This window comes from Candidatus Enterococcus willemsii, assembly GCF_009933335.1.
GTDB lineage: Bacteria > Bacillota > Bacilli > Lactobacillales > Enterococcaceae > Enterococcus_F > Enterococcus_F willemsii.
In genome coordinates, this window is sequence record NZ_MAEL01000054.1 from 322,778 (window position 1) to 335,148 (window position 12,371).

Annotated in this window: 15 protein-coding genes; 13 read left to right on the plus strand and 2 right to left on the minus strand. The window is 29.9% G+C overall.

The features are described 5' to 3' along the window. Nucleotides 1–63 precede the first annotated feature (63 nt). The 7 genes from BAU17_RS12630 (at nucleotide 64) to BAU17_RS12660 (ending at nucleotide 4,712) form a co-directional block, all read left to right on the plus strand. Entirely contained in the window at nucleotides 64–777 is a 714-nt protein-coding gene (locus BAU17_RS12630; protein WP_104870473.1) for a type II toxin-antitoxin system PemK/MazF family toxin, read from the plus strand. Nucleotides 778–1,143: 366 nt separating this feature from the next. After that, nucleotides 1,144–1,719, plus strand: a complete 576-nt coding sequence (locus BAU17_RS12635) for a tyrosine-type recombinase/integrase (RefSeq protein WP_161903182.1) — start codon at nucleotides 1,144–1,146, stop codon at nucleotides 1,717–1,719. 153 nt (nucleotides 1,720–1,872) lie between these two features. After that, on the plus strand, nucleotides 1,873–2,280 hold the full coding sequence (locus tag BAU17_RS12640; protein ID WP_161903183.1) for a MarR family winged helix-turn-helix transcriptional regulator: 408 nt from the start codon (nucleotides 1,873–1,875) through the stop codon (nucleotides 2,278–2,280). A gap of 38 nt (nucleotides 2,281–2,318) precedes the next feature. Further along, entirely contained in the window at nucleotides 2,319–3,332 is a 1,014-nt protein-coding gene (locus tag BAU17_RS12645) for an NADP-dependent oxidoreductase (RefSeq protein WP_161903184.1), read from the plus strand. Nucleotides 3,333–3,409: 77 nt separating this feature from the next. Further along, complete coding sequence (locus tag BAU17_RS12650; RefSeq protein ID WP_161903185.1) at nucleotides 3,410–4,048, plus strand: nitroreductase family protein; 639 nt, start codon at nucleotides 3,410–3,412, stop codon at nucleotides 4,046–4,048. A gap of 14 nt (nucleotides 4,049–4,062) precedes the next feature. Beyond that, nucleotides 4,063–4,350: a putative quinol monooxygenase gene (locus BAU17_RS12655; RefSeq protein WP_161903186.1), complete on the plus strand. Its 288-nt coding sequence runs from the start codon at nucleotides 4,063–4,065 to the stop codon at nucleotides 4,348–4,350. 2 nt (nucleotides 4,351–4,352) lie between these two features. Beyond that, a complete protein-coding gene (locus tag BAU17_RS12660) occupies nucleotides 4,353–4,712 on the plus strand; it encodes a DUF1304 domain-containing protein (RefSeq protein WP_161903187.1) in 360 nt (119 codons plus the stop codon). Between the two features lie 24 nt (nucleotides 4,713–4,736). On the opposite strand, the gene BAU17_RS12665 is transcribed toward BAU17_RS12660, so the two are convergent. Together BAU17_RS12665 and BAU17_RS14130 are read right to left on the minus strand one after the other, a co-directional pair. Further along, entirely contained in the window at nucleotides 4,737–5,651 is a 915-nt protein-coding gene (locus BAU17_RS12665) for a hypothetical protein (protein WP_161903188.1), read from the minus strand. A 571-nt stretch (nucleotides 5,652–6,222) separates the two neighbouring features. After that, nucleotides 6,223–7,251 carry a hypothetical protein gene (locus tag BAU17_RS14130; protein WP_202622329.1) on the minus strand — a complete coding sequence of 343 codons (1,029 nt, stop codon included), beginning with the start codon at nucleotides 7,249–7,251 and terminating at the stop codon, nucleotides 6,223–6,225. 355 nt (nucleotides 7,252–7,606) lie between these two features. Here BAU17_RS14130 and BAU17_RS12670 point away from each other — a divergent pair, with 355 nt between their 5' ends. The 6 genes from BAU17_RS12670 (at nucleotide 7,607) to BAU17_RS12695 (ending at nucleotide 12,362) form a co-directional block, all read left to right on the plus strand. Continuing rightward, nucleotides 7,607–8,179, plus strand: a complete 573-nt coding sequence (locus BAU17_RS12670) for a recombinase family protein (protein ID WP_161903189.1) — start codon at nucleotides 7,607–7,609, stop codon at nucleotides 8,177–8,179. 195 nt (nucleotides 8,180–8,374) lie between these two features. Further along, complete coding sequence (locus BAU17_RS12675; protein ID WP_161903190.1) at nucleotides 8,375–8,587, plus strand: preprotein translocase, SecE subunit domain protein; 213 nt, start codon at nucleotides 8,375–8,377, stop codon at nucleotides 8,585–8,587. Nucleotides 8,588–8,604: 17 nt separating this feature from the next. Then, nucleotides 8,605–9,525, plus strand: coding sequence for a hypothetical protein (locus BAU17_RS12680; RefSeq protein ID WP_161903191.1), 921 nt, complete (start codon nucleotides 8,605–8,607; stop codon nucleotides 9,523–9,525). A 9-nt stretch (nucleotides 9,526–9,534) separates the two neighbouring features. After that, complete coding sequence (locus tag BAU17_RS12685) at nucleotides 9,535–9,777, plus strand: hypothetical protein (protein ID WP_161903192.1); 243 nt, start codon at nucleotides 9,535–9,537, stop codon at nucleotides 9,775–9,777. Between the two features lie 478 nt (nucleotides 9,778–10,255). Beyond that, a complete protein-coding gene (locus tag BAU17_RS12690; protein WP_071859052.1) occupies nucleotides 10,256–10,525 on the plus strand; it encodes a hypothetical protein in 270 nt (89 codons plus the stop codon). Then, complete coding sequence (locus tag BAU17_RS12695; protein WP_161903193.1) at nucleotides 10,506–12,362, plus strand: hypothetical protein; 1,857 nt, start codon at nucleotides 10,506–10,508, stop codon at nucleotides 12,360–12,362. The genes BAU17_RS12690 and BAU17_RS12695 overlap by 20 nt, the downstream gene beginning before the upstream one ends. Nucleotides 12,363–12,371 lie beyond the last annotated feature (9 nt).

The following is a 12,371-nucleotide window of genomic DNA, read 5'->3' on the forward strand; positions in this document are numbered from 1 at the left end:
GAACAGGCTTGCATAAGTAGAAAAAAATATTAATTTAGTTATTAGAAGGTTGTGAATAAGTTCATGGATAGACAGTATTATAAACAAGTAGTTTCAAATCAACACCAATCTCAATTAAAAGTAGGTTCTGATAAAAAATTAATGAGCGATATCTCGTTCAGACATTATAAATTGACCAAGCAAGTAGAAAACATGAAGATGAAAGATGGAATAAAATGGTGTTATGGATATTCAAACTATATCAATCATCAAGGAATACCCAATTTACAAGGTATTCAGCGACAAAAATTTCAAAGAGGACAAATAGTTTTTGTTGATTTTTTCGGAGGGTTTGGTGAAGAATTAACTTTTGACCACAATGCTGTAGTATTGCAAGCAGGGATTACAGGATTAGTAGTCGCTCCGATAACCTCAGCTCCTAGATATTATCAAGATATAAACAATCCGTTGTTAGTCCAAATAAAACAAAAAATTAGTAATCAAGGTAATTTATTGTATAATTCTACTATTAGAATAGACCAACTAAGATATATAAGCCGTAGTAGAATATTGAGAAGACATGGACTGATATCTGATGGAACAAAGTTAGACGAAATATCTTTAAAAATATCTCAGTACCTTACTCCTTTTCTATTGAAACAAATGGAAAATGATATAGTAAGAACTAAACAAAAAGCTAAAGAAGATATAGAACAATTAAATGAAGAAATCAAAATTTTGAAAGAAGAAAACGCCCGATTAAAAGGATTAAATAGAAGTACTGAAGTAGATTTTTAAGTTTGAGGCTTGACAAAATACATTTTGAGAAATACAATGAGTATGTGATTAAGAATTAATCACATACAAATAATAATATTTTTCGGTGCATCATTCTATTTTTGATGGGACCCTTACACGGATGAAGTGTAAAAGATTTTTTATCCCTTGTGCTTTTTAGCATAAGGGATTTATTTTTGTTCTACAAATTTGCAACCTCCAAATTATGATGCTATAAAGGTCCTTGTAATGGATACTTTTATAATTAGTATCCATCACCAATCCTATTCTATCAATCTTTCATTTTTGATTTATAGGGAGATGGATACTTTTATATTGAAATACACTATAAGTATCCATAAATAGTGCATATTTGGGAGGTAATTTATGGGACAAAAAATGATTAATGTCAAACCAATAAAAAATAAGGAAACGCTAATTCAATTTGGAAAAGAATTACAAAAGGGCAAACACGGAAAAAGAGATTATTTGATTATGGCAATCGGAATAAAGACAGGGTTACGGATTTCAGATATATTGAACCTGAAGGTATCTGATGTGAAAAACAAGACTCAAACAGAAATTATTGAAATAAAAACTGAGAAAAGAAGAACTCTTCATCTAAAATCCTTAACATCAAACATTATTGACTATCTTAATACAGAGCATGATGGTGAATCTGAGTGGCTATTTCCAAGTCCAACAGATAGTAGTAGACAACTAGCCAGTCATCAATATTATAAAATTCTACAGAAAGTTTCTGATAATCTAGGGTTAGATTATATTGGCACGCACACACTTAGAAAAACATTTTCCTACTTCTTTTTACAACAGAATAAAGGAGATATTGTTACTCTGATGAAGATTTTAAATCATAGTAGCCAAGCAGTAACTTTGCGATACGCAGGAATCGAAGAGGAAGATATTAAAGCAAAGTTAGAAGATTTTGACCCATTTAATTAGGTGAAGCACAATTTTATTAGATTGTGCTTTTTTATTTGATAATAACGAATAAATTTTTAGAGTTAATTTAGGCAAACAACTTTTCAAAGTATTGAAAATGAGTTATATTTGATTGGTCAACTATTGATTAATCACATATGAAAGGAGTAATAGATGAATTTAAGAAAGCTTAGCAAACTATTTTATCAACTTAAACTTGCCAATCAAGAAATGACCACTAAATTTGAAAAAGAAACAGGATTTAGTATTACACGTTATGAATTAATGTTGTTTCTGAAAGAGAATGGACAGTGTTCGCAAAAAAATTTGCAAAATGAGTTGAAAATAGATAGTGCTGCGGTCACTAGACATTTAAAGATTTTAGAAGAAAAAAATTATGTTATACGTGAAAGAAACAAAAATAATAATCGAGAAGTTGTTGTTAGAATTACAGAGAATGCAACAAAAGAACTGGAACATTGTGAAAGAGAATTTGGTCATCCAAATAAAACGATGATGTCGCCATTGAATGAGGAAGAAGAAAATACTCTCCTAAATTTATTAACAAAATTAGTGAAATAAATATAGGAAATTAGCTTGGCGAATAAAGGAGAGGACAGATGTTTGCGTATCAAATAAAGCAATACGGAAAGCAAGAACAACTTTTTTTGAATGAAATACAAAAACCTGTACTGTCTGAGAATAGTATAATAATCAAAGTTCATTCAGCAAGTTTGAATCCAGTTGATTACAGAATTCGCAATGGTGATACAAAATTTGTTTTGCGTTATTCAATGCCCTTGACACTAGGGCATGATTTTTCAGGCGTTATAGAAGCTGTGGGTTCAAAAATCACACAATTTAGAGTAGGTGATTCTGTATATGGAAGAACACCGATGACAGGGGCTTTCCAAGAATACGTTGTTGTTGGTGAAAATGATATAGCGAAAGCACCAAAAAATCTTTCTCTTGTTGAATCAGCTTCAGTTCCGCTTGCGGGATTAACTGCCTATCAAGGATTGTTTGACTGGCTTCAACTAAAGGAAAAACAATCTATTTTAATTCTTGGTGGGTCAGGTGGAGTAGGTCACATAGCTATTCAACTTGCTCTTTTAACCGATGCAAAGGTTTATACGACGGCAAGTAAGGAAGGACAAGCTTTTTTACAACAATTTGGAAGTATTGAATTTATTGACTATCATAAAGAAAATTTTTATGAAGTGCTGCCTCCAGTAGATGCTGTTTTTGACATGAGAGGCGGAGATGAACTAACGCATTCATTTGATGTTGTGAAAACCGGAGGAAAAATTGCCTCTATCACGAGTATTCCTACGCCATCTTATGCCAAATCAGCAAACATGAATTGGTTTTATCAAATGATTTTGCGAGCATTTACTGCAAAAATGTATCACTTATCAAAAAAAAAGAATATTGTTTTTCATTCTTTTTTAACGCAGTCTAATAGACAAGAACTCGAAAAAATTACAGAGCTTGTTGAGTCGGAAAAATTGACTATTTCTATTCAAAAGATTTATCCTATTTCAGAGATTAATACTGCTATGAAAGAAATAAGCAACGGACGTGCGAAAGGGAAAATTGTAGTTGATTTTACGAATAAAGAGAGAAATGAGTAGAATGAAGACCCATAAAAAGCGTAATAGCATAAATTGGTTTTTAAAAATTATAAATATGAAATGGAAGAGGAAAGAATATGTTCAAAAATTTAGCAAACAATGATTTTTCAGAAATTACATTTGGAAGAAAGTCTGTTCGTGGATATGATGAAACAGTAAAAATATCTCATGAAGAAATGCTTGAAATGATTCAAGAAGCAACGACTGCACCATCATCAGTGAATATGCAACCTTGGCGTTTTGTCGTTGTTGAGAGTGATGAACAAAAATCTAAACTAAAACCATTAATTCGTTTCAATACAAAGCAAAACGATACTTCCTCAGCAATGGTTTTGATTTTTGGTGACATGCAATGCTATGAATTAGGGGAAGATATTTACAACCAAGCAGTTGAAGAAGGTAAAATGCCAGCTGAAGTAAGAGACCAACAATTGGCTGCAATTATTCCATATTACAAAAATTTTACTAAAGAGCAGATGAATGATGTAGTAAAAATTGATTCAAGTTTAGCTGCGATGCAATTCATGCTCATTGCTCGGGCACATGGATATGAAACGAATCCAATTGGAGGATTCGAGTCTGACCAGTTAGCAGAAGCTTTTGGGTTAGATAAAGAGAGATATGTACCAGTAATGATTTTATCTATCGGAAAAGAGAAAGAAGCTGGATATACTTCTGTTCGATTGGCTGCTGAAAAAATCACTGAATTTAAATGATGGGAGGGAGAAAAATGAAAATTATACAAGCAAATTTTTATGTAAAAAATGATAAAAGAGAAGATTTTTTAGCGGATATAGTACCTTTAATCGCTTCTACACGATTGGAAGAAGGCTGCTTGCTATATGATTTATATGAATCAGTGGAAAAGAAAAATCAGTTTGTTATGATTGAACATTGGAAAAACCAAGAATCAATTGATAAACATAACCAAAATCCACTATTAATAAACTTATTTGGAAAAATGTCAGAATATGCTGAGAAGAAAACAGAATTAATTATCACAGAAAAGGAGGAATAGAGATGTCTATAATTTCAACTGTTTTAATCGTATTTGTTGCTTTGGAATTCTTCTATATCATGTATCTAGAGACTTTTGCAACTACATCAGGTGCAACGAGTAGAGTTTTTAATATGACAAAAGAAGAATTGAAAAGAAATTCTGTAAGTACTTTATTTAAAAATCAAGGGGTATATAATGGTCTAATTGGTGTAGGGTTGCTGTATAGCGTATTTTCATCAACAGCTTCACTTGAAATTAGTCGATTATTATTAGTTTATATAATTTTAGTTGCTTTATATGGTAGTTTAACAAGTAATAAAAAGATTATTTTAACACAAGGTGGTTTAGCCATTCTAGCACTTGTTTCAACCTTCTTTTAAAGAGAAAAGCAAAACCACAATCAATTAAGTTTGTGGTTTTTGCTTGTCTCTTTTTAATTTAACAGTATTATATTTTTCTTTATTCAAATAACTTTGAAAATACAAGTCATCTGCATTATCATACTCAGTTTTATTATCAGAAATATAAATGGCATCTTTAGAATTTTTGTGTAAGGTTAAATAATAGAAGAAATCAACTATACAGGGAATTGCTTGTAACTTATATTGATTATTTTCTTTCGTAAAGTAACAAAGTTCATTAGAATCATTCAGATAAACTAAAATATCATTCCTAATAAGCGTGGTATTATTTTTCAAATTTCTAAACGAGACATCTGCTAAGTTAGATTTTATGGCAGGGATAAATTCTTTAGTTGGAATAGCTAATATATCAACAGTTTCTAAAGAGGTTGTATAATATTTTTCTTGTAGCATATCTGAAAAAGAAGCTACTCTAATTGGGAATTTAGTCAATTCGTTGATGATAAACTGACTAAAATACTTTCTATTTTCTTCAGAAGTTAATTGATTGTATCGTTTATTTGCAAGTTTTTTTATAGATTTATCATTTTTATAGTTATATTTACCTGAAGCAAATACTGAAAGATAGAGCTGTTTGTTCTTATAAGGTGAATCAATTACTTGAATTTTATTGGTATACAAGCCAATTGTAACCAAATATTGAACGACCATTGACTGCAAGTCTAAATCCTTCATATGTTTCAAGTCATAGTTACTAACATAATAGAAGTGTTTATTTAATTTTCCTCTAGATATTATTTTATTCTTTTTTAAGGTCTTCAGCCGTGCCTCTAGGCTGATACGATTGCATTGCAAGAGCTTAATTAAGGTGTTCTCATATATTCCGTTTGATTGGGTAATGATGTCTATTAATTCCTCAGAATCAATTGCCCGATTGTTTACAAAAAGTGTGGTCATATACACTCCCTCCTATAGTTTTATCTGTTTTATTTTTAAAAGTATCCATTCTCGTAACTATCCATAAGTAACCCTACACACATAACTATCCATTCTCATTTCTATCCATCACTAAGTGGGTGTATTTGAATAGAAATTTTTCATGGGGTAGCTGTTTTTGAAAATTCATGGAGGTTTCCATTGCGATTTTTCCGAATTCACATCAAAATTGGCATAGTTTTTAAAAAGTTCTCACAAAAGTTCTCATTTTGTTATCAGCTACTTTTTTTAAAACCTCTTTTTTTAGGGTTGATGGAGGGTTTATGTAGGGTATGAAAATCTAAAGATGTAGGGGTTATGAAGGGGTTCATAAATAAGTAAATTATCCCTAATTTCAAAAAGTATCCATCTCGTAACTATCCCTTTTAATAACTATCCATCTCTATTTTATCATCTAAAAGTAGGGGATGGAAATTTGAATGTCATCTTTAATAAGTAGTTGACAAAAAGTTTAGTTTCTGACATATAACAGAATAAAAATATCGCTCAAATGAATGAGCGATAAATTAGAATGTATCATAATTCTTAGTTTTTATATTTTTGTTAGATAGGTTTTATCAATACCATCGACTGCAATCGCAGAAAAAGGAGTAATAGTTCTAGAAAAATGAAAGCCATTTTTAAAAGTGACTGCTACTTCTATTGGTTTATTTGCATAATATACAATAATATCTTTTTCGTCATAAGTATATTTAACTCTATTTCCTGAGGAAGTAGAAACAGACTTATTATTGAATACTTTCCTAGGGTCAGTCATTTTGTATCTATTACCTTTACTATCTCGCATATCATCAGCATAATATGTTACACCTACAAAAGAACCAAATGTTGGTAAGTTTTTGTTATCTCTGTAAGTTCCGACTTCAAAAACTGGAGAATACACTTCTGAAATATTTATATCATACATATCGATAACGTTTTTACCAATAATAGTTTGTTGTGAAATCTTTTGTTTAGATAAATCAAGAGCTTTTCCATTTATGGTAATAGATTTTATATCCTCTATTCGTTGTTCTTTAAAGTCACCAGAATAACTTTTATTTTCTATAGTTAGATTTATTTTAAAATCTGTATTTTTAATTTCTTCATTTATTTTATCTAATACCTTTTTTGATTTCAGTAAAGAACGTGCTTTTCCGACATCTTTATTTTCTACAATAAACATATCATAAGAATGGGACTTAAATGAATCATCATGATTATTATTTGGATGTTCTTTATTGTAAAATGGACGACTACCTGATTGCCCAAAATTTCTGCCACTTTTATAATCAAAATAAGTGATATTGCCTTCTCCCATCGTATCTTCTTTTATAGTATTTAGATTGGGAAATGAATATTTTATGTTCTCATCTAGGGACATATATAAATTCCCATTTAAAGATTTGTAGTTTATGGGGGTATCCAATGCCTCCACAGCTTGCATATTAGAATCAGTAAATATATGAGTCAGTGCAGGTTTTAATTTATCTTTAAATAAGAAATAACTAGTTCCTACAAATATACTAAAAATAATAATTGCAACGATAATAAATAAACCTTGTGTTGTTCCATTTGTCATTATTAAATAACCTCCTTTTGTTAAATACGGACCGTATTATAGCAGGTTAGAAATGAAAATAGTATTTTTAATGTCGTATTTATTTTTCTAAAAAGTGGCGAAATATCAAGATACTATGCTAGTTAATTGGGGAATAATAAACTTGTAAAGTAGGGTATTAGTATGATTGATTTCCTCGACAAGTTCATTAAATGATGTGATAATAAACTTACCTTGACGAGAACCATTTGAAATATTCACCTCTGTGTGTGATAAAATTTTCATTTACCCTGACTATTTCCAGTTAGTTGGGGTATTTTTGTATTTAAATTTATTTTTGAATTAAATTAATTAGAAAGAAAGGAGGAGATTTAATATGGCAAAGAGAGTAGGTTATATCCGAACAAGTAAAAATAATCAAAATCTAGGGGTAGAGGTTCAAAAAGAAGCATTGAATCTCTATGAAATTGATTCTTATTTCATTGAACAAATCAGTGGAAGGAAAGAAAATCGAAAAGAGTTAAATAGAGCATTGGATATTTTAGAAGCTGGAGATACGTTAATTATTTATAAAATTGATAGGCTAGGTCGTTCTACTAAGCAGTTAGTAAATATCATGAGTGAACTGCAAGAAAAAGGTATCAATTTAATTAGTATTAAAGAAAATATTGATACATCGACACCGATGGGGAAGGTAATCTTTACTATATTATCAGCGATTGCAGAGCTGGAAGCCGATTATATATCTGAACGAACCAAAGAAGCATTGGCAATTTTAAAAGAAAATGGCGTTCAATTAGGCAATAGAGGATTAGACGAACGAACTATCAATAAAATTAAAAAGTTATATGTAGAAACGGATTTAACGCAAAAAGAAATTGCAGAAAAATGTGACGTTTGTATTAAAACAGTATATAATATAAAAAAACGGTATCATTTAACCAGATGATAGCTGATTAAATATAATCTGGTATAATAATTGCCGGTAATGAACGTTCGTTTGTTACCGCTAAAGTATAAAAAAATATAAATACATAGTGTGGTTGATAACTCTGATGTTTTCTTTTCAGAATTATCAGCTTTTTTTATTGGTTTTAAACGAACGTTCGATTCATATAGATAAAGAGGAGAAAGGATTGAGAAAATGGCACTAAAAGGTGGTCGTATTTTTCAAGAAATGGTAGAAGTTCCTGATGAGAAAGAAAAAGGATGTGGATGCATTGCTTGGATAATTTTTGCAGTAATTATCATTACAATTGCGATACATGTATTAGATTTTATTTTTCAACATCTGTTTATTTCTTTTTTGTTTATTGTGGGAATAATATTTGTGATTAGTTTATTTAATAAAAAGTAACAGAAGAGGTGAATAAAATGAAAAAATGGATGAAAATGGGAACAGCGTTAATTGGAATTGCTCTGATAAGCGGTGGAACAGGAGCCTATTTATATTCACAAATAAATGAACCTGTAACAGCAAAAGCAGTTAATAGTAATTCTTCGACAATTAAAGAAGAAGCTATTGAAAATGAAAGTAGTTCTAACAGTAATATATCTACAGATTCAACTGAAGAAGTTGAAGAATTAAGTGTGATAGATGAATTTAAACAGTTGAAAAACGATGAAAGTCACTCTGAAGTATCATCAGAAGATAAAATAAAAACTGAGGATGATAGGTTCAATACGACTATTGTTGTAAATCAACAAGATATTTATGAAGCATTTGAGATGGATGGCTTAAATGTAGGAACTGTATTTTATAATGGAAATCCTAGTGCTTCAAACCCATTTTTTTATCTAGGTAATTCTAAAGCCGAAGTAGTCGGAGGAACGGAAATTGGTTCAAATCTACAAATAGACAGTAGTCAATATGATAAATTTGTGACTCTGCTTTTAAATCAGGGTTCTGGTGAAACAAACTATTATTTGGTGACTAAAAAAGCTGATGAAATAATGATAAGCTTGCACACTGTGAAAGACTTGGTAACAGAAAAAAATCGTGTAGAAAAAGCATTACTGGTAGTAAAACCTATCCATTCAAAACAAGCAACAGACACAAGAGATATAAGTAAAATGTTAAGTAATTTAGTAAATGAAGAAGCTCCATCACTTGCGGTTTTGAACAATCAAGTGAGTATAAATGGAAAAAAGACTTCTTATTTAGATAACGTATATGTCTCGCTAACGGATAATAATGAACCTATTTATTTATATAAGCAAGTGTTTGATGGAGCTTTAGATAAATTTGAACAATATTTCTTCACTATCGCAATGTTTAATTACTTTTTCATGTAAGGGGAATAGATGAATACTAATCAATTAGCCCAAAAGAAATATGTTCAAAATAAAGTGAAGAAAGCATTTGTTCAAGCGAATGTAACTATTCCTAAAGTAGTAATCAATGGATTAGCTACTGCTTTATATAAGGAATTTATCAATTTATCTATTGAAGAACAAAAGAGAGTATTATTCAGTGAAGAATTAGTAGCTTGCCTTTGGGATAAACATGTGATAACAAAAGAAAAAGAATTATTAAAAGAGATATGAGTAAAGTCATGTCTCTTTTTTTTACAAAAATCTATCTCAAAAATATTGTCAAAAATCACTTAAAAAATGACCCTTTAAAAAGCCAGTAAAATCAAGGGTTTTCTCTTTGTTGACAAAATTAATAGATTATTGTTATATCAACGTTTTAAAGCACTATTTTTGAAAAAACACCTCTCAAACGACACGAAAAAATTTTTGTGGGTAATTCTACGCTTAAATGAATCTGAGAGGTGTTTTTTTAGTATGTAGATATATATATAATTAGAATAAACCTTGATATATCAAGGTTGTTAAGTTCTTTTATCTATTTAAAAAAGTCGTAGAAAAATGGGTTGTTATAAAGGACGATTTCTGATAAAAATACACTAATTATTTTTTGTTGTCCGAAAATGATATCCATTCTTGACTTCAGTTGACAATTGATGATATAGTCCGGACCTAAATTGATTAATAAAATAATTTCTGGAGGATAAATCGAATGAATTCAAAAAAATTAACAGCAGAGGAATTGACTGAGAAGCAAGAAAAGGTAAAGGCTTGGTTACATGTTTTAGATAAAATATATGGAGTGAAAATGACTATTTTCTCTAAGGCGATTGGTGTTCACAATCAAAACTTGCATAATTTTAGAAAAGGAAAAAGGGGATTAACAGAAGAAAAAACGGTGCTTTTAGAGAAAGTAATTGTTAGAAAATATGGAAGGTTATTGATGTTGGAGGATAGTGACTATGAAATTCTATCTAAGTAACATTTCAAATAAAGAAAAACCAGACCAATATATGGTGAAAAAGATTTCTAATACGATTTTGAATAATCTAAGAGAAATGAGCATGCAAGAATTTGCAGAAGAATTAGCAGTAAATGGAAAAACAGTGGTTTTAGCTGAATTATCAGATAATAAGTTATCAAAAATGACGAAAATTATTGGTCAAGAACTAGTGATGTTGGATTTTGATAACAAGGATGAGAATAATTTATATACGATTGAAGATTTAGAAGCTGATACGTTTATGCAGGAGAATGCTAGTTTTATATACAAAACATTCAGTGATTTGTTCTCTGAAGTTGATAAATTTAGAGTGGTATTCCATCTAGATAAATTAGTGACTGAGAACCAAGAGATAGAACAGATTTATCAGGCTTTATTTAAAAAATATCCCCAAGCAGATTCATCTGTTGGACAAACAAGTAGATTATTTTTCGGAAGTAATAGCGGTTATGAAGTGATTGATTGGGATAACACGTTAGATACTATTGGAATACTAGAAATTAATAATACAGAATCTACTGAGATTGCAAAAATTATCAGCGGTGAAATAATTGATGATTCTATGCCAAATTATGAGTTGCTGAAATTAGGAAGATTGGATATTGTTAAAAATAAACTAGGAGATAATTATAAACAAGAATTTCCTGATGATTATAACGCAATGAACTATTTTAAATCATTAGACATGAGAGAGTTTCTTGAATTATCTGAAGAAAATCCATTTTTTGATATTTTACATGAAGAAGACAATCCTAGTGCAAGTGTTTTTTATGCTGAAGAACATGGGATTTATCTATATAAATGTTTTTCTGCCAGCAATAAGTATTGTGGGAATATTATCTCTTTACTGGAGCGTTATTTAAAAATATCTTCAATCGAAGTAGTTAATTTATTAGTAGAACTTACTGGCTCGACTGTAACAAATACTTCACAACTAGGTCAAAGTAAATTTAATGCTCAAAAATTTAAGCGAGAACTACAATCAGGAGAATTAAAACAAACGTATCCTGAACTCTATCAATATTTTAGTAAATATCAAGTTGAAATTCCTATTGTTTTAGACTTTATGTATGATTATGTTTATATGGATGATAATGGTGAACTAAGATATTTAAATTATTACAGCATTAAAAATCTGGCAAAGCAATTAGCTAGAGTAACGAACCAAAAGAAAGTAAGCTTGGATAGGACAAGAAAAATTCTTTATCATATGATTGTTACTGAGATTGTTAAAAAGAAACCAGAAGCAGAAATTCCTAAGGATATATTTAATGGTTTGATACTGGAACAAAAGAAAGATTGCACTAAGCTAAGAACGAGCAATATCTATGAACCAACAAATTTGACAGATGAAAACACAGCAATTAGTGAAGGAATCGCTAAGGTTTTAAGAGAAAATAAAGTAACAGTCGGTAGTTTAAGTTATGAATTGGTATATAGACTTTTTGGAGAAGAAAAGGCTTATCAGGATTTTCCACAATCTTATAAACCACTTGTTGAACAGAAAAAAATAAAGATGAGTAAAACAGACAATAACCTAAGCCAAGCAAGTGAGAAGTTAGAAAAATCAGCCGTTAGTATAATTATGAGAGAGATTAAAGAAAAGGGTTATGTATACGAAAAGGATGTTATTTCTAAGGTAGCTAAAGCAAGGAGATTAAAAGTTCGTGATACTACAGAAAGGTTCAAGAAACTAAGAGCGGATATATATAATAAATATGGATTAAACACGTGTAGACTAAATAAAGAATTGTATAATCAGTTAGGGATTAAGGAGAAGTATTCATCTAAGAATGTTATATATAAATTAAATTAGTATACTAGA

What these genes read in the sequence shown, in the direction of transcription:
- BAU17_RS12630 (WP_104870473.1), top strand. Translation starts at nt 64, where the DNA reads ATGGATAGACAGTATTATAAACAAGTAGTTTCAAATCAACACCAATCT.
- BAU17_RS12635 (WP_161903182.1), top strand. Translation starts at nt 1,144, where the DNA reads ATGGGACAAAAAATGATTAATGTCAAACCAATAAAAAATAAGGAAACG.
- BAU17_RS12640 (WP_161903183.1), top strand. Translation starts at nt 1,873, where the DNA reads ATGAATTTAAGAAAGCTTAGCAAACTATTTTATCAACTTAAACTTGCC.
- BAU17_RS12645 (WP_161903184.1), top strand. Translation starts at nt 2,319, where the DNA reads ATGTTTGCGTATCAAATAAAGCAATACGGAAAGCAAGAACAACTTTTT.
- BAU17_RS12650 (WP_161903185.1), top strand. Translation starts at nt 3,410, where the DNA reads ATGTTCAAAAATTTAGCAAACAATGATTTTTCAGAAATTACATTTGGA.
- BAU17_RS12655 (WP_161903186.1), top strand. Translation starts at nt 4,063, where the DNA reads ATGAAAATTATACAAGCAAATTTTTATGTAAAAAATGATAAAAGAGAA.
- BAU17_RS12660 (WP_161903187.1), top strand. Translation starts at nt 4,353, where the DNA reads ATGTCTATAATTTCAACTGTTTTAATCGTATTTGTTGCTTTGGAATTC.
- BAU17_RS12665 (WP_161903188.1), bottom strand. Translation starts at nt 5,651, where the DNA reads ATGACCACACTTTTTGTAAACAATCGGGCAATTGATTCTGAGGAATTA.
- BAU17_RS14130 (WP_202622329.1), bottom strand. Translation starts at nt 7,251, where the DNA reads ATGACAAATGGAACAACACAAGGTTTATTTATTATCGTTGCAATTATT.
- BAU17_RS12670 (WP_161903189.1), top strand. Translation starts at nt 7,607, where the DNA reads ATGGCAAAGAGAGTAGGTTATATCCGAACAAGTAAAAATAATCAAAAT.
- BAU17_RS12675 (WP_161903190.1), top strand. Translation starts at nt 8,375, where the DNA reads ATGGCACTAAAAGGTGGTCGTATTTTTCAAGAAATGGTAGAAGTTCCT.
- BAU17_RS12680 (WP_161903191.1), top strand. Translation starts at nt 8,605, where the DNA reads ATGAAAAAATGGATGAAAATGGGAACAGCGTTAATTGGAATTGCTCTG.
- BAU17_RS12685 (WP_161903192.1), top strand. Translation starts at nt 9,535, where the DNA reads ATGAATACTAATCAATTAGCCCAAAAGAAATATGTTCAAAATAAAGTG.
- BAU17_RS12690 (WP_071859052.1), top strand. Translation starts at nt 10,256, where the DNA reads ATGAATTCAAAAAAATTAACAGCAGAGGAATTGACTGAGAAGCAAGAA.
- BAU17_RS12695 (WP_161903193.1), top strand. Translation starts at nt 10,506, where the DNA reads ATGAAATTCTATCTAAGTAACATTTCAAATAAAGAAAAACCAGACCAA.